Consider the following 16153-nt stretch of genomic DNA (forward strand, 5'->3'; position numbering starts at 1 on the left):
TATATAATATACAGTTAAAAAGAGGAGATAAAGATGGAAAAAAGAGTTTATTTTGATAATGCAGCAACAACTCCAACCCATCCACAGGTAGTTGAAGCAATGTTGCCATATTTTACACAAAGTTTTGGAAATCCTTCTAGTATATACGAAGTAGGACAAATAAATAAAAGAGCCATAGATAATGCACGACAACAGGTTGCTGATCTAATTAATGCTAAGCCAGAAGAATTATTTTTTACTAGTGGTGCTACAGAAGCCGATAACTGGGCTGTAAAAGGTATAGCAGAGAGCTATAAAAATAAAGGAAATCATATTATTACTTCTAACATAGAACATCATGCTATATTACACACATGTGAATATCTAGAAAAAAATGGATTTGAAGTTACTTATTTACCTGTTGATGAAAATGGATTAATTAAAATTGATGACCTAAAAGATGCAATAAAAGATACAACTATTTTAATTACAATCATGTTCGCCAATAATGAAATCGGAACCATTCAACCGATTAAAGAAATTGGTAAGGTAGCTAAAGAAAAAGGTATCATTTTTCATACAGATGCAGTTCAAGCAGTTGGACAGGTTCCTATTGATGTGGAAGATATGAATATAGATATGCTATCATTGACAGGACATAAATTTAACGGACCTAAAGGTACAGGTGCTTTATACGTAAGAAAAGGTATTAAATTAAAAGCTTTCATTCATGGTGGAGCTCAAGAAAGAAGACGCCGTGGAGGAACAGAAAATGTACCTTGTATAGTTGGTTTGGGTAAAGCGGCAGAATTGGCTAAGGTTAATTTAAAAGTTAAAATCAGTAAATTAATTAAGTTAAGAGATAAATTAATAAAAGGTATTAAAGAAGAAATACCTTATTGTAGATTGAATGGAGATGCAGTCAAGAGATTACCTAACAATGTAAACTTCAGTTTTGAATTTATTGAAGGTGAGTCATTACTAATTATGTTAGATATGAAGGGTATAAGTGCATCTAGCGGTTCGGCATGTACATCAGGTTCACTAGATCCGTCACATGTATTATTAGGTATAGGACTTCCTCATGAAATAGCACACGGTTCATTAAGGTTAACTTTAGGAAATGACAATACTGAAGAAGATGTGGATTATCTATTAGAAGTTTTACCGGATATCGTAAAAAGGTTAAGAGATATGTCTCCATTATATGAAGACTTCATTAAAAATAAATAAATACTATGAAATAAAAATAGTTGTAATAAAATAAAAAAAATGATTGAGGTGTTAGTTATGTATACTAAAAAAGTTATGGACCATTTTGTAAATCCTAGGAATATGGGTGTATTGGAAAACGCAGATGGTGTTGGTACAGTGGGAAATGCAAAATGTGGAGATATTATGCGTATATATCTAAAGGTAGAAGATGAAGTTATTAAAGATGTAGCTTTTAAAACATTTGGATGTGGTGCTGCTGTAGCAACTAGTAGTATTGCGACTGAATTAGTTAAGGGAAAAACTATAAAAGAAGCACTCAAGATTACTAATGATGCAGTTGTAGAAGCACTTGATGGACTTCCAAAAGCGAAAATACACTGTTCATTATTAGCTGAAGAAGCTGTACATGCTGCTTTATGGGACTATTCAAAAAAACATAATATCAAAATTGAAGGGCTAAAAGAACCAAAAGCGGATATTCATGATGAAGACATCGAAAACATGGAAGAAGCATAGATACTATTATTGAAGATTCCATTGATATAATTAAACTATTAGAATAATACTAAAATAAGTTGAGTAATATAATTAAAGGTGATGATATGGACAGAGAAAAAGTAGTAGTTGGTATGTCAGGTGGAGTTGATAGTTCAGTTGCAGCTTATCTACTAAAAGAACAAGGCTATGATGTTATTGGAGTAACAATGCAGATATGGCAAGATGAAGAGATAGATGTTCAAGAAGAAAATGCAGGTTGTTGTGGACTTAGTGCGGTAGATGATGCGCGTCGTGTTGCAGAAGCTCTTGATATCCCCTATTATGTTATGAATTTCAAGGGAGAATTTAGAGATAATGTTATAGATTATTTTGTTGAAGAATATCAAAAAGGTAATACACCTAATCCTTGCATAGCATGTAATAGATATGTTAAGTGGGAATCAATGCTAAAAAGAAGTCTTGCTATAGGAGCAAAATATATTGCTACAGGACATTATGCTAGGGTGATTAAATTACCTAATGGAAGATATACATTGAAAAAAGCAGTAGGTATAAGAAAAGATCAAACTTATGCATTATATAATTTGACACAATATCAATTAGAGCATACTTTAATGCCGGTTGGTGACTATTCTAAGGAAGAAGTTAGGAAAATCGCTGAAAAGATAAATGTTAGGATTGCCAATAAACCTGATAGTCAAGAAATTTGTTTTGTACCTGATAACGATTATGCCTCTTTTATAGAAGAATACACTAATAAAAAAATAGAAGAAGGCAATTTTGTTGATACCAATGGAAAAGTGTTAGGCAAACATAAAGGAATCATCAATTATACTGTAGGACAAAGGAAAGGCCTTGGATTATCTTTAGGTAAACCAGCTTTTGTTGTTGAGATTAGACCAGATACTAATGAGGTAGTTATCGGTGACAATAGCGATGTGTTTGACGATACCTTATATGCTGATAATCTTAATTTTACGGCAATAGAGAAATTAGAAAACAAGATGCAGTTAGAAGCAAAGATACGTTATAGCCATAAACCTGCTACTTGTACAATAGAAATGGTTGACGAAAACATGTTAAAATGTGTTTTTGAAGAACCTCAGAGAGCAATAACACCAGGTCAAGCTGTGGTATTTTATGATGGAGACATGCTTATTGGTGGAGGAAATATAATAAGAAAATAATTACACATATATAGAACTGTATCATAATACACTCTCTACAGTTGGTTTGACTGTTTATACCTATATAACAAGGTAATTGTATTATGATACAGTTCAATTATTTTATATGTTAAGTAATAATCAAATGTTGATAAATTCGATGTTTAAATAATAGTCAGCAAAATCGCTGGGTTTATTATAGATGTGTTATTAATATCATATGTTCAGCAATTTCGTAAGCTGTTTGATTTTTTTGCTGTTTGATAGAATGAGTTCAGCTGCTTTTCCCTTAAGAAAATCTATATTCCTATCAGATGAATCATCTAATTCAGAAGACATACCATTTAAAGATATTTCGAATCTGTATTCTTTAACATCGTCCATGCTATTTATAATATAATTATCACTTTCCATTTGAGAATCCATGTATGCAGTAAGTAGAGGTATACCATTTAATGGATTCATCCATCCGTATATTCCCCATTTTTTGACTTTCTTACACTCGTATGTTCTAACATATTCTCCAGTACCAAGTGAAACTATAATAAATTGTTTTGCATTAGGATATAGTTTTTTGGCATATGTATAAGCACATAAGGAGGGGTTATTACAGAATATACCTCCGTCAACAAAGCAATAGTGCTGTCCTCCAGTAAGGGATCTTATGTTAGCTGGTGGTAGATATGTTGGTGCAGCTGAAGACGATAGACCAACATCTTTTAACAAAAAATTATCATAGTAATCTTTGATATCTATCCGTTGTTTGAATAGGTAGGGTCTCATTGAAATCATGTCATATGTAGGTATTATCAGGTTGCAGAGAGAATCTCTTAGAGTAAGATTCCTGAAGTTTTGTCTTAATAATTTTTTTAATGGTTTACCAGTATATTTAGGTCTAAATAAATGTTTTATAGTCTGACATATTTCTATTTTAGCTTCTGGAAATATTTCTTTAGTTCCACTTTCATATAGATTCATTAATAAATCCAGTCTTTCATAATCAGTGTAATCTTTTGGAGGCTTTATTAACATTAATGATATCAATGAACCGGTAGATGTACCTGATATAACATCAAATAAATTATAAAATGGAGTTTTGTTTCCAAAACTATCAAGTTCTTTTCTGAGATGATCAAGGAAAATACAGGGTATCAGACCACGAACACCTCCGCCATCGATAGATAGAATTTTAACGGTATCTAAATTATTAGTCATGTCAACACCTAAAGTATTTCTTATTAATATATATAAGAAACCTCTTGTCTTTTATAACTAATGTAAATAAGTTTATATTATTAACTCGACTTTCCCACTTCAATATTCTATATGGTTAAGCTAATCAAAAGGCTTTGCAGAATAAAAATATAGTAGGTCTATATTAATTATTTTATTCATAGAAATATATTGACCTACTATATTTATTTGTAAATATTATAAGGTTTAAATGGGTATTTTAATATAGTCTGGTTTCCTTTTTTCAAATACAGTAAAATATTTGAAACCACAATCATGTAGTACTTCATAGGCTATATCAAAATTATAGGCAAGGTGTTCAGGATAATGAGCATCTGAACCAATAGTAATTATTTCTCCGCCTAACTGTCGATACCTTTTTATGATATCAATATTCGGATGAGGTTCATTGAAATTTTTTCTATAGCCGGAAGTATTAAGTTCAATTCCGTGACCTGTTTCAATGATTCTCGATAATATTTTATCGATGACTTCTTTATGGTCATGGTAGTATAGTTTTTTATCATCATAATGACCATAACGTATTATATAATCAAGATGGCCATAAACATTATAATCATCGTAATGAGTTACGTTATGATAAATGTCTTCCAAGTATCTGCTATAAGCTTCTTTTTTGGTTTTGTTTTCATAATACGAGCCGAAATAAGGGTCAAGCCTATCTACAACATGAGTTGAAGCGATAACAAAATCAAATGGATAACTATCGATAGTTTGTTTGGTGATGTCATATATATGGGGCTGGAGACCTACTTCAATACCAAATAATAGTTTTATTTGATTTTTATATTTAGCTTTAAGTTGTAAAAACGATTTATGGTAATTTGGTAAGTCGATATCAAATGCAAGTTCAGGTGTACTTGGATAATCATAATCATAATGGTCAGTGAAGCATAGTTTTACGAATTTGTGTTTAATTGCTTGTTGTATCATTGTTTCCATAGTATATTTACAGTCTCCTGAAAAAGATGTGTGTGTATGAAAATCATAGTAGCTTATTTTAAACACCGTCCTTTCTAAGAAATTATTAAAAATAATTTTATAAATTATTAGCCAAGTATACCAATATGAAATGTTTCGTTGGCAATTGCGTGCTTATTTTGAACAAATAAGTGAATGAGCTAATAATATTAAAGAATTTTAATAATAATATATAATAATATGAAATTATCATAGTATTTAGATTGAATAATTTAAGATTCATAATTCTTTTTAGCAAAATTATATAGTATAAACTATATAAATATTCATCTAAATATTATACTAAAAATAAATAAAAACAACAAGAGCTAGGAAGAAAGCTATTAGTTCTCAGTAGTATTTTTGGCATATTTACCAAAAAAAAAGATAAAAAAAATAATTATTGATAAACATTTTTGCTTGTTTTTAATGAAATGAGTATGATACTATTAGTGTGTTGTTAATATTAAGTTAACAATTTATTTACATACTATTAAATTTTGTATTTTAATTTGAGTTTAATTCTTTATATCTCTATGACAAAATATATATCATAATTAGGAGGAAATATCTAAAATGAATGGGCAAACAAAGGAATACATATTTATTTTTTTTGCATTTATCGGTGGCTTTGGAATGTTCCTATATGGTATGCACATTATGGCAGAAGGACTTCAAAAATCTGCTGGTAATAAAATGAAAAGTCTTCTTGGTGCATTAACCAATAATAGATTTTTAGCAGTTGCAGTAGGTGCTCTTGTAACAGCGATAATTCAAAGTAGTTCAGCTTGTACTGTAATGATTGTTGGTTTCGTTAATGCAGGTTTGTTCAATTTATCCCAGGCTGTAGGAGTCATAATGGGAGCAAACATTGGTACAACCATCACTTCATGGATTGTGTCAAGTCAAGAATGGTTAGAATTCTTGAAACCATCTCAATTTGCACCGCTAGCTATTGGTATTGGTGCTCTATTTCTATTTTTTGCAAAAAGTCAACGTAAAAAACAAATTGGTGAAATAATTATTGGCTTCGGTCTTTTATTTATTGGTCTTGATTACATGAAAAATGCAATAGAACCTTTTAAAGATGCCCAAGCATTCAAAGATGCATTTAGATTATTCGGTAGAAATCCAGTTCTAGGAATTCTTACAGGTGCAGTCGTAACAGCAATAATTCAAAGTAGTTCAGCTTCAGTTGGTATTTTGCAAGCAGTAGCAAAGGTTGGATTTGTTCCGTGGAGTGCAGGAGTATATATTATACTTGGACAAAACATAGGTACTTGCGTAACAGCTATGCTTTCAAGTATAGGAGCTAATAAAACTGCTAAGAGAGCAGCATATATCCATTTGTTATTTAATGTTATAGGTACGGTGATATTTGCTATACTTTGTGTAATTTATTTCAAATTCATTAATTCTAATTTTGGAAATAATGTAGCAATTGATATGTTGGGTATAAGTATTTTCCATACAGTTTTCAATATCAGTAATACTTTAATCTTATTCCCATTTGCCAATAAACTTGTAGCGCTATCCAATAGAATCGTTAAGGGTAGTGATGATGAGGTTACAGGTGAAGAACAAGTTGCCCTTAGACATTTAGATGATAGAATCCTAGAAACTCCTAGTTTCGCAGTAGAAAATGCAATGAAAGAAGTAATTAATATGGGAAATATTGCAGTAGAAAATGCAAAACTGGCAACTAGTGCAATATTAGAAAAAGATGCCAACAAAATTGGTAGAGTCTTCGAAGTAGAGAAAAACATTAATAATATGGAGAAGCTTATAACGGAGTATCTGATAAAAATAAGCAATTCTGTTATTAATGAAAGTCAGAATGAAATCGTAACCAATCTATTTCACACGGTCAACGATATAGAACGTGTAGGAGACCATGCGGAAAATATTGCTGAACTGGCTAAATACTTTATCGATAATGACCTTACATTCTCTGAGAGTGCCAATAAAGAATTGGTTGACCTATCAAATAGAGCCCTTGAAACTATAGTCCTAGCTATAAAAGCAAGGGAGAACGATGATGTTGATCTGGTAAGGAAAGTGGAGCAGAATGAAGATATGGTAGATGAGTTGGAAGATGAGTTAAGAGAAAAACATATAAGAAGATTAGCTCAAAACATATGTGATTCAACGACAGGAGTGGTTTTCCTTGACTTGATAAGTAATTATGAGAGAATATCAGACCATGCACTTAATATTGCATATTATGTAAGGGATGAATTATTATAGCTGACAATAATTAATAGAATTTGAGATTTTATTTATGGGTAAAGTAAGTGAACTACCTAAAGTATTGAAAAAAAGGTGGTTCACTATTTTTGTATAATAGACAGATATACATGGAAAATTCAGGCTGTTGATAAATCTAATAGAATTTACAGTTATGATATTATATACTGAAAGCTTGTCTTTTTTTAGAGTAATTAAACTTCTATATTAGAAATATTACATATAGTAAGTATATAATATGTTTGCATCATTCCCATTTGGGGTTCTTTGGCTACTACTATTCCTAAACCAGTTCCAGCTACAGTTACATTCATGATACTTTCAAATTGTGATGTTCCTACAGTATCAATTTCTATAGGATTACCAATCGCTTGCAAGTTATCTAATACAAGCCTTAATGGTGCTTCACATACTGCACATTCACCTTCTATATCAGTCGGTGGGGTTAGTCCCGCCAATACATCACTATCTGTAATTTCATTTACGTTAACCGTAAATCTTAATCCTACTAACTGGCACACAGGGATTATGAAGTTTCCAATAGTAAGAATTGAATTAACAATAGGATTTAATGGAGTTTCATTAGTTTCTTGGGCTTGGTTGTGTGTACAAAAATCAACAGTCGTAATACCTAAATCTATTAAATTGTCAACAAAATCTTCCCAAGGTTCTACACAACATGCCGTTAATCCCGCTCCGTTTCCATCTTTATCAAAATCTATTACAGTACTTCCAGAGCAACAACAGTTACATCCCATATCATCACCTCCTTTCATAAATAAGAGTCAATATAAGTATGCATAATATAGATAATGATAGTTTTGTTGAAATAATTTATTAAATAAAATAATAATTACTAAAGGTTCTATGTTACTATTCTAATAAATTACAAGGTAAATTCTAAATAATATTATTTTATAGTTATTTCTAAACTCCATATTATAAATATCTTATATAATATAATATGTAATTAGCAGTCAACTTGTCCATAAAATTGTTAACGGTATCCTTAGAACAAGATAATAAGGTGGGATAGAGATATTTTATAATAGTACATGTTAATATTTTGTTAAAATAGTAAAAAAAACTTGAAATTCTAAACTACATTGTTTATAATATAAGTTGGGATGAATTGTTGGTTTAATTCCTTTTTTTTGAAGGAATAGGGACTTCAATTGTACACAGGGCCCTATAAGGTACCGAAAGGTGATTAGTTATGGAAAAGACCTTATTAACACTTAAGAAAATTATTCCAAAAGAAATCGAAATACTACAACGAAGATATGAGATATTAAAGGGAATACATATTTATCAACCAATAGGAAGAAGAAGTCTATCCCAAAAATTATCTATATCAGAAAAAATTATTAGGAATGAAACTGAATATTTGAAATCTCAAGGATTCATACTAGTATCAGGTGTGGGAATGAGTACTACTGATTATGGAGATACTACTCTTGATGATTTGAAAAATATTATGCATCATGTAAAAGGACTTAATCATTTGGAGAGAAAAGTTAAAGAACTTTTACAATGTGAAGAAGTTGTTGTTGTACCTGGTAATTCATCTGAATTCGAAGAGATAAAAGAAAATATTGGGAAAGCTGCTTCGGATATTTTATTAAAGCATGTAAGAGATGATATTATTATAGCACTTACCGGTGGAAGTACAGTTTATAATGTTGTCAAATCATTAAATAAAACCAATGCATCCTATAAGGACGTACTAGTTGTTCCAGCTAGAGGCAGTTTAAGGAATAATGTTGAATATCAGGCTAATACAATTGTATCCAAGCTTGCAAAAAAACTAAATGCTGATTATGAACTTCTTAATATACCAGACAACCTAAGTAAAAAAGCACTTGATAGCGTAAGGAAAGAACCTGAGATTCAAGAGACTATATCCAATATATTACAAGCTAATATAATTCTATTCGGTATTGGTAATGCTTATGAAATGGCTAGACGAAGAAATCTATCAGAAACGGTAATTGATTTTCTTCATAGAAGAGAGGCTGTTGCAGAAGCTCTTGGTTATTATTTTAACAAAAATGGTGAAATTGTGTATACATCAAGGTCGATTGGTATAAAATTAGAACATATGAATAAAACTCCTTATCCAATAGCTGTAGCAGGAGGAGCTAAAAAAGCAGAAGCTATAATAGCTGTAAAAAATATAATAAAAAATGGTTCACTTATTATTGATGAATTCGCAGCTAATAGAATAATTGAGATTATGAAAAAAATTAAATGAGTTTATTAACTGTTATACAGTTTAATATAAAAATTAAAATTTATAGGAGGAACAAGAATATGGCAAAGATTGCAATTAATGGTTTTGGACGTATCGGTCGTAACGCATTTAAGATAGCTATGGAACAAGGAGTAGACATCGTAGCTATTAATGATTTAACTGATGCTAATACATTAGCTCACTTATTAAAATATGATTCATGTTTTGGTAGATTTGAAGGAACAGTTGAAGTAGGAGATGGCGTATTAGTAGTTAATGGAAAACAAATTAAAGTATTAGCTGAAAGAAATCCTGCAGACCTTCCTTGGAAAGAATTAGGTGTTGATATTGTTATTGAGTCAACTGGTCTATTCAGACAAAAAGAAAAAGCTCAATTACATATTGATGCTGGTGCAAAGAAAGTAATAATCTCAGCTCCTGGTAAAGGAACAAAATCAATTGTAATGGGTGTTAATGAAGAAGAGTATAACCCAGCAGAAGATAATATCATCGATAATGCTTCATGTACAACTAACTGTTTAGCACCATTTGCTAAAGTATTAAATGATACATTTGGTATTAAAAGAGGTATTATGACTACAGTTCACTCATATACTAATGACCAAAGAATCTTAGACTTACCTCACAGTGACTTAAGAAGAGCTCGTGCAGCTGCTGAGTCAATTATCCCAACAACTACTGGAGCAGCTGAAGCAGTAGCTAAAGTTATTCCTTCATTAAAAGGTAAATTAACTGGTATGGCTATGCGTGTACCTACTCCTACAGTATCTGTTGTTGACTTAACTGTAGAATTAGGAAAAGAAGTAACAGTAGAAGAACTTAATGGAGCTTTAAAAGCTGCAGCAGAAGGAAGTAAAGTACTTGGATATTCTGATGAACCATTAGTATCTATTGATTACAGAAAAGATTCTCGTTCATCAATCGTTGATGGTTTAGCAACACTTGTTATGGAAGGAAGCTTAGTTAAAGTAGTTTCTTGGTATGATAATGAGTGGGGTTATTCAAACAGAATCGTTGACTTAGCAAAATATGTTGCTGAAAGACTTTAATCATAATAAGTTTAGATAGATTTTACTAAGGTCCAATAGGGTCCTCTCTTGTAGGTCAGACTATAGGGAGGACTTTTTTATTAAATAGGAAAGTTCTACGCTAGGCAGTTGAAAAACTACTACTTAGTCGTTTTTTATAAATAGTTTGAAATTTCAAATAGAATTGTAATGTATAACAATTAAAATCAAATCGAAGGGAGACGAATACTAATGCTTAACAAAAAGACAGTTGATGATATAAATGTACAAGGTAAAAAAGTTTTAGTAAGATGTGACTTCAATGTACCATTAAAAGATGGTGTTATTACTGATGAAAACAGATTGACTGCTGCATTACCAACTATTAATAAATTAATTAAAGATGGTGCAAAAGTTATACTTTGCTCACACTTAGGAAAACCAAAAGGAGAGCCTAAGCCAGAGCTTTCACTTGCTCCAGTAGCAAAAAGACTTGCTGAATTACTCGATAAAGAAGTAGTTTTTGCAGCTGATGATAATGTAGTTGGTGACAATGCTAAAAAAGCAGTTGCTGATATGAAAGATGGAGACGTAGTTCTTTTACAAAATACTCGTTACAGAAAAGAAGAGACTAAAAATGGTGATGAATTCAGCAAAGATTTAGGAAGTTTAGCTGAAATATTTGTTAATGATGCATTTGGAACTGCTCATAGAGCACATTGTTCTAATGTTGGTGTAACAAAATATGTTGATACTTGCGTTGTTGGATACTTAATGCAAAAAGAAATCGACTTCTTAGGTAACGCTGTAAACAGTCCTAAGAGACCATTCGTAGCTATCCTTGGAGGAGCAAAAGTTTCTGATAAGATTAATGTAATAAACAACCTTCTTGATAAAGTAGATACATTAATTATTGGTGGAGGAATGGCTTATACATTCTTAAAATCAATGGGTAATGAAGTAGGCTTATCTTTACTTGAAGAAGATAAAGTAGATTATGCAAAAGAAATGATAGATAAAGCAAAAGAAAAAGGTGTCAACTTCTTACTTCCAGTTGATACAGTAGTTGCACAAGAATTCAAAAATGACACACCATTCAAAACAGTAGTAAGAGGTAATATCGAGCCTGATTGGGAAGGTCTTGATATTGGAGAAAAAACTAGAGAATTATTCGCTAATGCTGTAAAAGATGCTAAGACAGTTGTATGGAATGGACCAATGGGAGTTTTTGAATTTGAAAATTTCGCAGGTGGAACAATTGCTGTAGCTAAAGCTTTAGCAGAAACTGATGCTACTACTATAATCGGTGGTGGTGATTCTGCAGCAGCAGTTAACCAACTTGGATTTGGAGACAAAATGACTCATATCTCTACAGGTGGAGGAGCTTCACTTGAATTCTTAGAAGGAAAAGAATTACCTGGAGTAGCAGCGGCTGACAACAAATAAAAATATAATAAATGTGGAGGTTTTTTATAATGCGTAAGATGATTATTGCAGGAAACTGGAAGATGAATAAGACTCCAAGAGAAGCATTAGCTTTAATTGAAGAGTTAAAACCATTAGTAAAGAACGATGATGTAGATGTTGTATTTTGTACACCTTATGTATCTTTAGTATTAGCTGTAGAAGCTACTAAAGACAGTAACATTGAAATCGGTGCACAAAATATGTACTATGAAGAAAAAGGAGCTTATACAGGTGAGATTGCTCCAAACATGTTAACTGAAATAGGAGTTAAATACGTTGTATTAGGTCACTCTGAAAGAAGAGAGTACTTTGGAGAAACTAATGAAATAGTTAACAAGAAAGTATTAAAAGCTATAGAACATGGTTTAATACCTATCATCTGTTGTGGTGAAACATTAGAACAGAGAGAACAAGGTATTACAGTTGATCTTATCAGAACTCAAATAAAAGTAGCGTTAAAAGATGTTGCAAAAGAAGATGCTAAAAATGTAGTTTTAGCTTACGAACCAATATGGGCAATAGGAACTGGAAAGACTGCTACATCACAACAAGCTGAAGAAGTATGTGCTGCTATACGTCAAGTAGTAAAAGAAGTATATGACGAAGAAGTAGCTAATGCAGTAAGGATTCAATATGGCGGAAGTGTTAATGCAGGTAATGCAAAAGAACTGTTCGCTATGGAAGATATTGATGGTGGATTAGTTGGTGGAGCAAGCTTAAAAGCTGATTTTGGTAAAGTAGTTAATTATAAATAATAATGATTATCATATAAGGTTATGAATTTATTCATAACCTTCAAGTATATTACTAGGGTAATTGATTCGATATATGTAAAGGAGTTATAAAATGGCAAAAAAACCAACAGTATTAATGATATTAGATGGATTTGGACTAAATGAAAAGACTGAAGCTAATGGGGTAAAACTAGCAAATACACCTATCATCGATAAGATAATGAAAACTTATCCATGCGTTGAAGGTTTTGCAAGTGGACTAGATGTTGGATTACCTCATGGACAGATGGGTAACTCTGAAGTAGGACATCTTAATATTGGTGCTGGTAGAATAGTATATCAGGAACTTACAAGAATCACTAAAGATATTGAAGACGGAAGATTCTTTGAAAATGAAGCTCTATTAGCAGCAATCAGTAATTGCAAAGAAAATAACTCAGCATTACATTTATATGGTTTATTATCAGATGGAGGAGTACACTCTCACAATAAACACTTATATGCTTTGTTAAAATTAGCTAAACAACATAATCTTGAAAAAGTATTTGTGCATGCGTTTTTAGATGGTAGAGATACACCTCCAGCTTCAGGTAAAGATTATATTGAAGAGTTAGAAGAAAAAATGAGAGAAATCGGTGTTGGTAAGATAGCGACTGTAATGGGACGTTACTATTCTATGGATAGAGATAATCGTTGGGAAAGAGAAAAACTTGCTTATGATGCTATGGTTAAAGGTGAAGGGAAATTCGCAAAAAGTGCCCAAGCAGCTGTACAAGGATCATATCAAGATGAAGTATATGATGAATTCGTCCTACCAACAGTTGTTACGTCAGAAGGTGAACCTACTGGACTTATTAAAGAGAACGATTCAATAATATGTTTTAACTTCCGACCTGACAGAGCTAGACAGATTACAAGAGCTTTTTGTGATGAGAAATTTGATAAATTCGATAGAGAATTCTTTAAATTAACATATGTTTGTTTTACAGATTATGATGTAACCATACCTAATAAGATTGTAGCTTTCCATAAAGTTATGCTTCAAAATACATTAGGAGAGTATATTTCTAATAAAGGCTTAAAGCAACTTAGATTAGCTGAAACAGAAAAATACGCTCATGTAACATTCTTCTTCAATGGTGGTATCGAAGAACCTTATAAAGGCGAAGATAGAATATTAGTACCATCACCAAAAGTTGCAACATATGATTTACAACCTGAAATGAGTGCAGTAGAAGTATGTGATAATCTTGTGAATTCTATCAAGAGCAATAAATATGACCTTATAATAATCAATTTCGCTAATCCAGATATGGTTGGTCATACTGGAATAGAAAAAGCAGTAATCAAGGCAGTAGAGACTGTAGATACATGTGTTGGAAGAACACTTGATGCTTTACTTGAAGTAGATGGTCAAATGTTTATCTGTGCCGATCACGGAAACTCAGAACAATTAGTTGATTATAAAACAGGACAGCCATTTACTGCTCATACAACTAATCCAGTTCCATTTATCTTAGTTAACTATAAAGAGAATGTTACACTACGAGAAGGTGGAAAATTAGCTGATATCGCACCTACGTTACTAGAATTGATGGAAGTTGAAAAACCAGCTGAAATGACGGGTGAATCTTTATTAAAAAATAAATAGCCTTAACTACTTTAAAAGTATTAATAAGATATTATTATGGGTAAAATAATGTATAAGATTTATCTTATGAGAGATAATATATGTTGACTTAATTTTTTATCTTATAGGAAGGTACTACTTTTTTAGCATATGAAATAGAAGCGTTTTCATATGCGTCAAGGAAATTTTCCTAACGATAAATTCGCTTGCGGAACGAGGCATAGCCTCTTTTGTTCTCTGGATATTATCATATATTGAATGTTTACCTTTAACTAATATATTTTTTAATAGATATTGAAAGGAGAAAAAGTATGAAAAGTTTTGTAGAAATTATTGATGTTTATGCAAGAGAAATACTTGACTCAAGAGCTAACCCAACAGTAGAAGTAGAAGTAGTGACAGAAGATGGATATTTAGGACGAGCAGCAGTACCTTCAGGAGCATCAACAGGAGCTTTTGAGGCAGTTGAACTTAGAGATGGTGGCGACCGCTACATGGGTAAAGGTGTAGAAAACGCAGTAGATAATGTTAATAACATTATTGCAGAAGAAATAATAGGAATGAATGCATTAGACCAAGTTAGAATTGACAAGAAATTAATAGAACTAGATGGAACTGATAATAAAGGTAAATTAGGAGCTAATGCTATACTTGGAGTTTCAATGGCAGTTGCAAAAGCAGCAGCAGAAGCTGTCGGTGTTTCATTATATCAATATTTAGGTGGATTCAATGCAAAAGTTATGCCTGTACCAATGATGAACATTCTAAATGGTGGAGAGCATGCAGATAATACAGTTGATATACAAGAATTCATGATTATGCCAGTAGGAGCAAAATCTTTTAAAGAAGCCTTAAGAATGTGTTCTGAAGTATATCACAATCTTAAAAAAGTTTTAAAGGAAAAAGGTCTAGCAACTAGCATTGGTGATGAAGGTGGATTTGCACCTGATTTAGCTACATCAGAAGAAGTTATACAGATTATCATGGATGCTATTGAAAGAGCTGGGTATAAACCAGGTGATGACATAAGAATTGCATTAGATGTTGCTGCATCTGAATTATATAACAAAGAAACTGGTAAGTATCACTTCCCAGGTGAAAGCAAGATGAAAGGTGAAGAAGTAATAAGAACAGCTGAAGAATTAGTTGATTATTATGAAGACCTTATCAATAAGTTCCCTATCATTTCAATAGAAGATGGTTTAGATGAAGAAGATTGGGAAGGATGGGAATTATTAACTGAAAGAGTAGGAGAAAGAATACAGTTAGTTGGTGATGATCTATTCGTAACAAATACTGATAGATTATCAAAAGGAATCGAACTAGGTGTAGCTAACTCCATCTTAATAAAAGTTAATCAAATAGGTACACTAACTGAAACATTTAATGCTATAGAGATGGCTAATAGAGCAGGTTATACAGCAGTTGTTTCACACCGTTCTGGTGAAACAGAAGACAATACTATCGCTGATATAGTTGTAGCAGCGAATGCAGGACAAATTAAGACTGGGGCACCTTGTAGATCTGACCGTGTTGCTAAATATAATCAATTATTAAGAATTGAAGAAGAATTAGAAGATGCGGCTGAATTCAGAGGACTTGATGCTTGGTTTAATTTAAAAGATAAATAAAATGTAATAGACCTCGATTATTCGAGGTCTTTATTTTATCTTATATGAAAAGTACTACTTTTTTAACATATGAAATAAGAGCGTTTTCATATGTGCTAAGGAAGCTGTACG

General features: G+C 31.7%; 13 protein-coding genes. 10 read left to right on the plus strand and 3 right to left on the minus strand.

Going from position 1 to position 16153, the window contains the following annotated elements; all coding sequences use genetic code 11:
- The first annotated feature begins 33 nt into the window (after positions 1 to 33).
- From nifS to mnmA, 3 genes are all read left to right on the plus strand, one after another.
- Positions 34 to 1212 (plus strand): cysteine desulfurase NifS, encoded by a 1179-nt coding sequence (gene nifS / locus QMG30_RS08160; RefSeq protein ID WP_281814369.1) that lies wholly within the window; start codon positions 34 to 36, stop codon positions 1210 to 1212.
- Positions 1213 to 1269: 57 nt separating this feature from the next.
- Positions 1270 to 1710, plus strand: coding sequence for a Fe-S cluster assembly scaffold protein NifU (gene nifU, locus QMG30_RS08165; RefSeq protein ID WP_281814372.1), 441 nt, complete (start codon positions 1270 to 1272; stop codon positions 1708 to 1710).
- Between the two features lie 86 nt (positions 1711 to 1796).
- Complete coding sequence (mnmA, locus tag QMG30_RS08170; RefSeq protein WP_281814375.1) at positions 1797 to 2879, plus strand: tRNA 2-thiouridine(34) synthase MnmA; 1083 nt, start codon at positions 1797 to 1799, stop codon at positions 2877 to 2879.
- A gap of 195 nt (positions 2880 to 3074) precedes the next feature.
- Here the strand turns inward: mnmA and QMG30_RS08175 are convergent, their stop codons facing one another.
- Together QMG30_RS08175 and QMG30_RS08180 are read right to left on the minus strand one after the other, a co-directional pair.
- Positions 3075 to 4073 (minus strand): patatin-like phospholipase family protein, encoded by a 999-nt coding sequence (locus QMG30_RS08175; RefSeq protein WP_281814377.1) that lies wholly within the window; start codon positions 4071 to 4073, stop codon positions 3075 to 3077.
- Positions 4074 to 4298: 225 nt separating this feature from the next.
- Positions 4299 to 5120: a histidinol-phosphatase HisJ family protein gene (locus QMG30_RS08180; protein WP_281814380.1), complete on the minus strand. Its 822-nt coding sequence runs from the start codon at positions 5118 to 5120 to the stop codon at positions 4299 to 4301.
- A gap of 528 nt (positions 5121 to 5648) precedes the next feature.
- Here QMG30_RS08180 and QMG30_RS08185 point away from each other — a divergent pair.
- Positions 5649 to 7319 (plus strand): Na/Pi cotransporter family protein, encoded by a 1671-nt coding sequence (locus QMG30_RS08185; RefSeq protein WP_281814382.1) that lies wholly within the window; start codon positions 5649 to 5651, stop codon positions 7317 to 7319.
- A 194-nt stretch (positions 7320 to 7513) separates the two neighbouring features.
- On the opposite strand, the gene QMG30_RS08190 is transcribed toward QMG30_RS08185, so the two are convergent.
- The gene (locus QMG30_RS08190; protein ID WP_281814384.1) at positions 7514 to 8077 is read right to left on the minus strand and encodes a hypothetical protein; all 564 of its coding nucleotides are present in this window, start codon (positions 8075 to 8077) and stop codon (positions 7514 to 7516) included.
- A gap of 458 nt (positions 8078 to 8535) precedes the next feature.
- On the opposite strand from QMG30_RS08190, the gene QMG30_RS08195 reads away from it, so the two are divergent.
- The 6 genes from QMG30_RS08195 (at position 8536) to eno (ending at position 16042) form a co-directional block, all read left to right on the plus strand.
- Positions 8536 to 9573 (plus strand): sugar-binding transcriptional regulator, encoded by a 1038-nt coding sequence (locus tag QMG30_RS08195; protein ID WP_281814386.1) that lies wholly within the window; start codon positions 8536 to 8538, stop codon positions 9571 to 9573.
- Between the two features lie 59 nt (positions 9574 to 9632).
- Positions 9633 to 10622 (plus strand): type I glyceraldehyde-3-phosphate dehydrogenase, encoded by a 990-nt coding sequence (gap, locus tag QMG30_RS08200; RefSeq protein WP_281814388.1) that lies wholly within the window; start codon positions 9633 to 9635, stop codon positions 10620 to 10622.
- Positions 10623 to 10832: 210 nt separating this feature from the next.
- Positions 10833 to 12026, plus strand: a complete 1194-nt coding sequence (locus tag QMG30_RS08205) for a phosphoglycerate kinase (RefSeq protein ID WP_281814390.1) — start codon at positions 10833 to 10835, stop codon at positions 12024 to 12026.
- Between the two features lie 26 nt (positions 12027 to 12052).
- Positions 12053 to 12802 (plus strand): triose-phosphate isomerase, encoded by a 750-nt coding sequence (gene tpiA / locus QMG30_RS08210; protein WP_281814838.1) that lies wholly within the window; start codon positions 12053 to 12055, stop codon positions 12800 to 12802.
- A gap of 91 nt (positions 12803 to 12893) precedes the next feature.
- Entirely contained in the window at positions 12894 to 14432 is a 1539-nt protein-coding gene (gene gpmI, locus QMG30_RS08215; RefSeq protein WP_281814391.1) for a 2,3-bisphosphoglycerate-independent phosphoglycerate mutase, read from the plus strand.
- Between the two features lie 290 nt (positions 14433 to 14722).
- Positions 14723 to 16042 carry a phosphopyruvate hydratase gene (gene eno / locus QMG30_RS08220; protein WP_281814394.1) on the plus strand — a complete coding sequence of 440 codons (1320 nt, stop codon included), beginning with the start codon at positions 14723 to 14725 and terminating at the stop codon, positions 16040 to 16042.
- The last annotated feature ends 111 nt before the right edge of the window (positions 16043 to 16153 follow it).

Origin of the sequence: Vallitalea longa (assembly GCF_027923465.1) — a bacterium.
GTDB lineage: Bacteria > Bacillota > Clostridia > Lachnospirales > Vallitaleaceae > Vallitalea > Vallitalea longa.

What these genes read in the sequence shown, in the direction of transcription:
- nifS (WP_281814369.1), top strand. Translation starts at nt 34, where the DNA reads ATGGAAAAAAGAGTTTATTTTGATAATGCAGCAACAACTCCAACCCAT.
- nifU (WP_281814372.1), top strand. Translation starts at nt 1,270, where the DNA reads ATGTATACTAAAAAAGTTATGGACCATTTTGTAAATCCTAGGAATATG.
- mnmA (WP_281814375.1), top strand. Translation starts at nt 1,797, where the DNA reads ATGGACAGAGAAAAAGTAGTAGTTGGTATGTCAGGTGGAGTTGATAGT.
- QMG30_RS08175 (WP_281814377.1), bottom strand. Translation starts at nt 4,073, where the DNA reads ATGACTAATAATTTAGATACCGTTAAAATTCTATCTATCGATGGCGGA.
- QMG30_RS08185 (WP_281814382.1), top strand. Translation starts at nt 5,649, where the DNA reads ATGAATGGGCAAACAAAGGAATACATATTTATTTTTTTTGCATTTATC.
- QMG30_RS08190 (WP_281814384.1), bottom strand. Translation starts at nt 8,077, where the DNA reads ATGGGATGTAACTGTTGTTGCTCTGGAAGTACTGTAATAGATTTTGAT.
- QMG30_RS08195 (WP_281814386.1), top strand. Translation starts at nt 8,536, where the DNA reads ATGGAAAAGACCTTATTAACACTTAAGAAAATTATTCCAAAAGAAATC.
- gap (WP_281814388.1), top strand. Translation starts at nt 9,633, where the DNA reads ATGGCAAAGATTGCAATTAATGGTTTTGGACGTATCGGTCGTAACGCA.
- QMG30_RS08205 (WP_281814390.1), top strand. Translation starts at nt 10,833, where the DNA reads ATGCTTAACAAAAAGACAGTTGATGATATAAATGTACAAGGTAAAAAA.
- gpmI (WP_281814391.1), top strand. Translation starts at nt 12,894, where the DNA reads ATGGCAAAAAAACCAACAGTATTAATGATATTAGATGGATTTGGACTA.
- eno (WP_281814394.1), top strand. Translation starts at nt 14,723, where the DNA reads ATGAAAAGTTTTGTAGAAATTATTGATGTTTATGCAAGAGAAATACTT.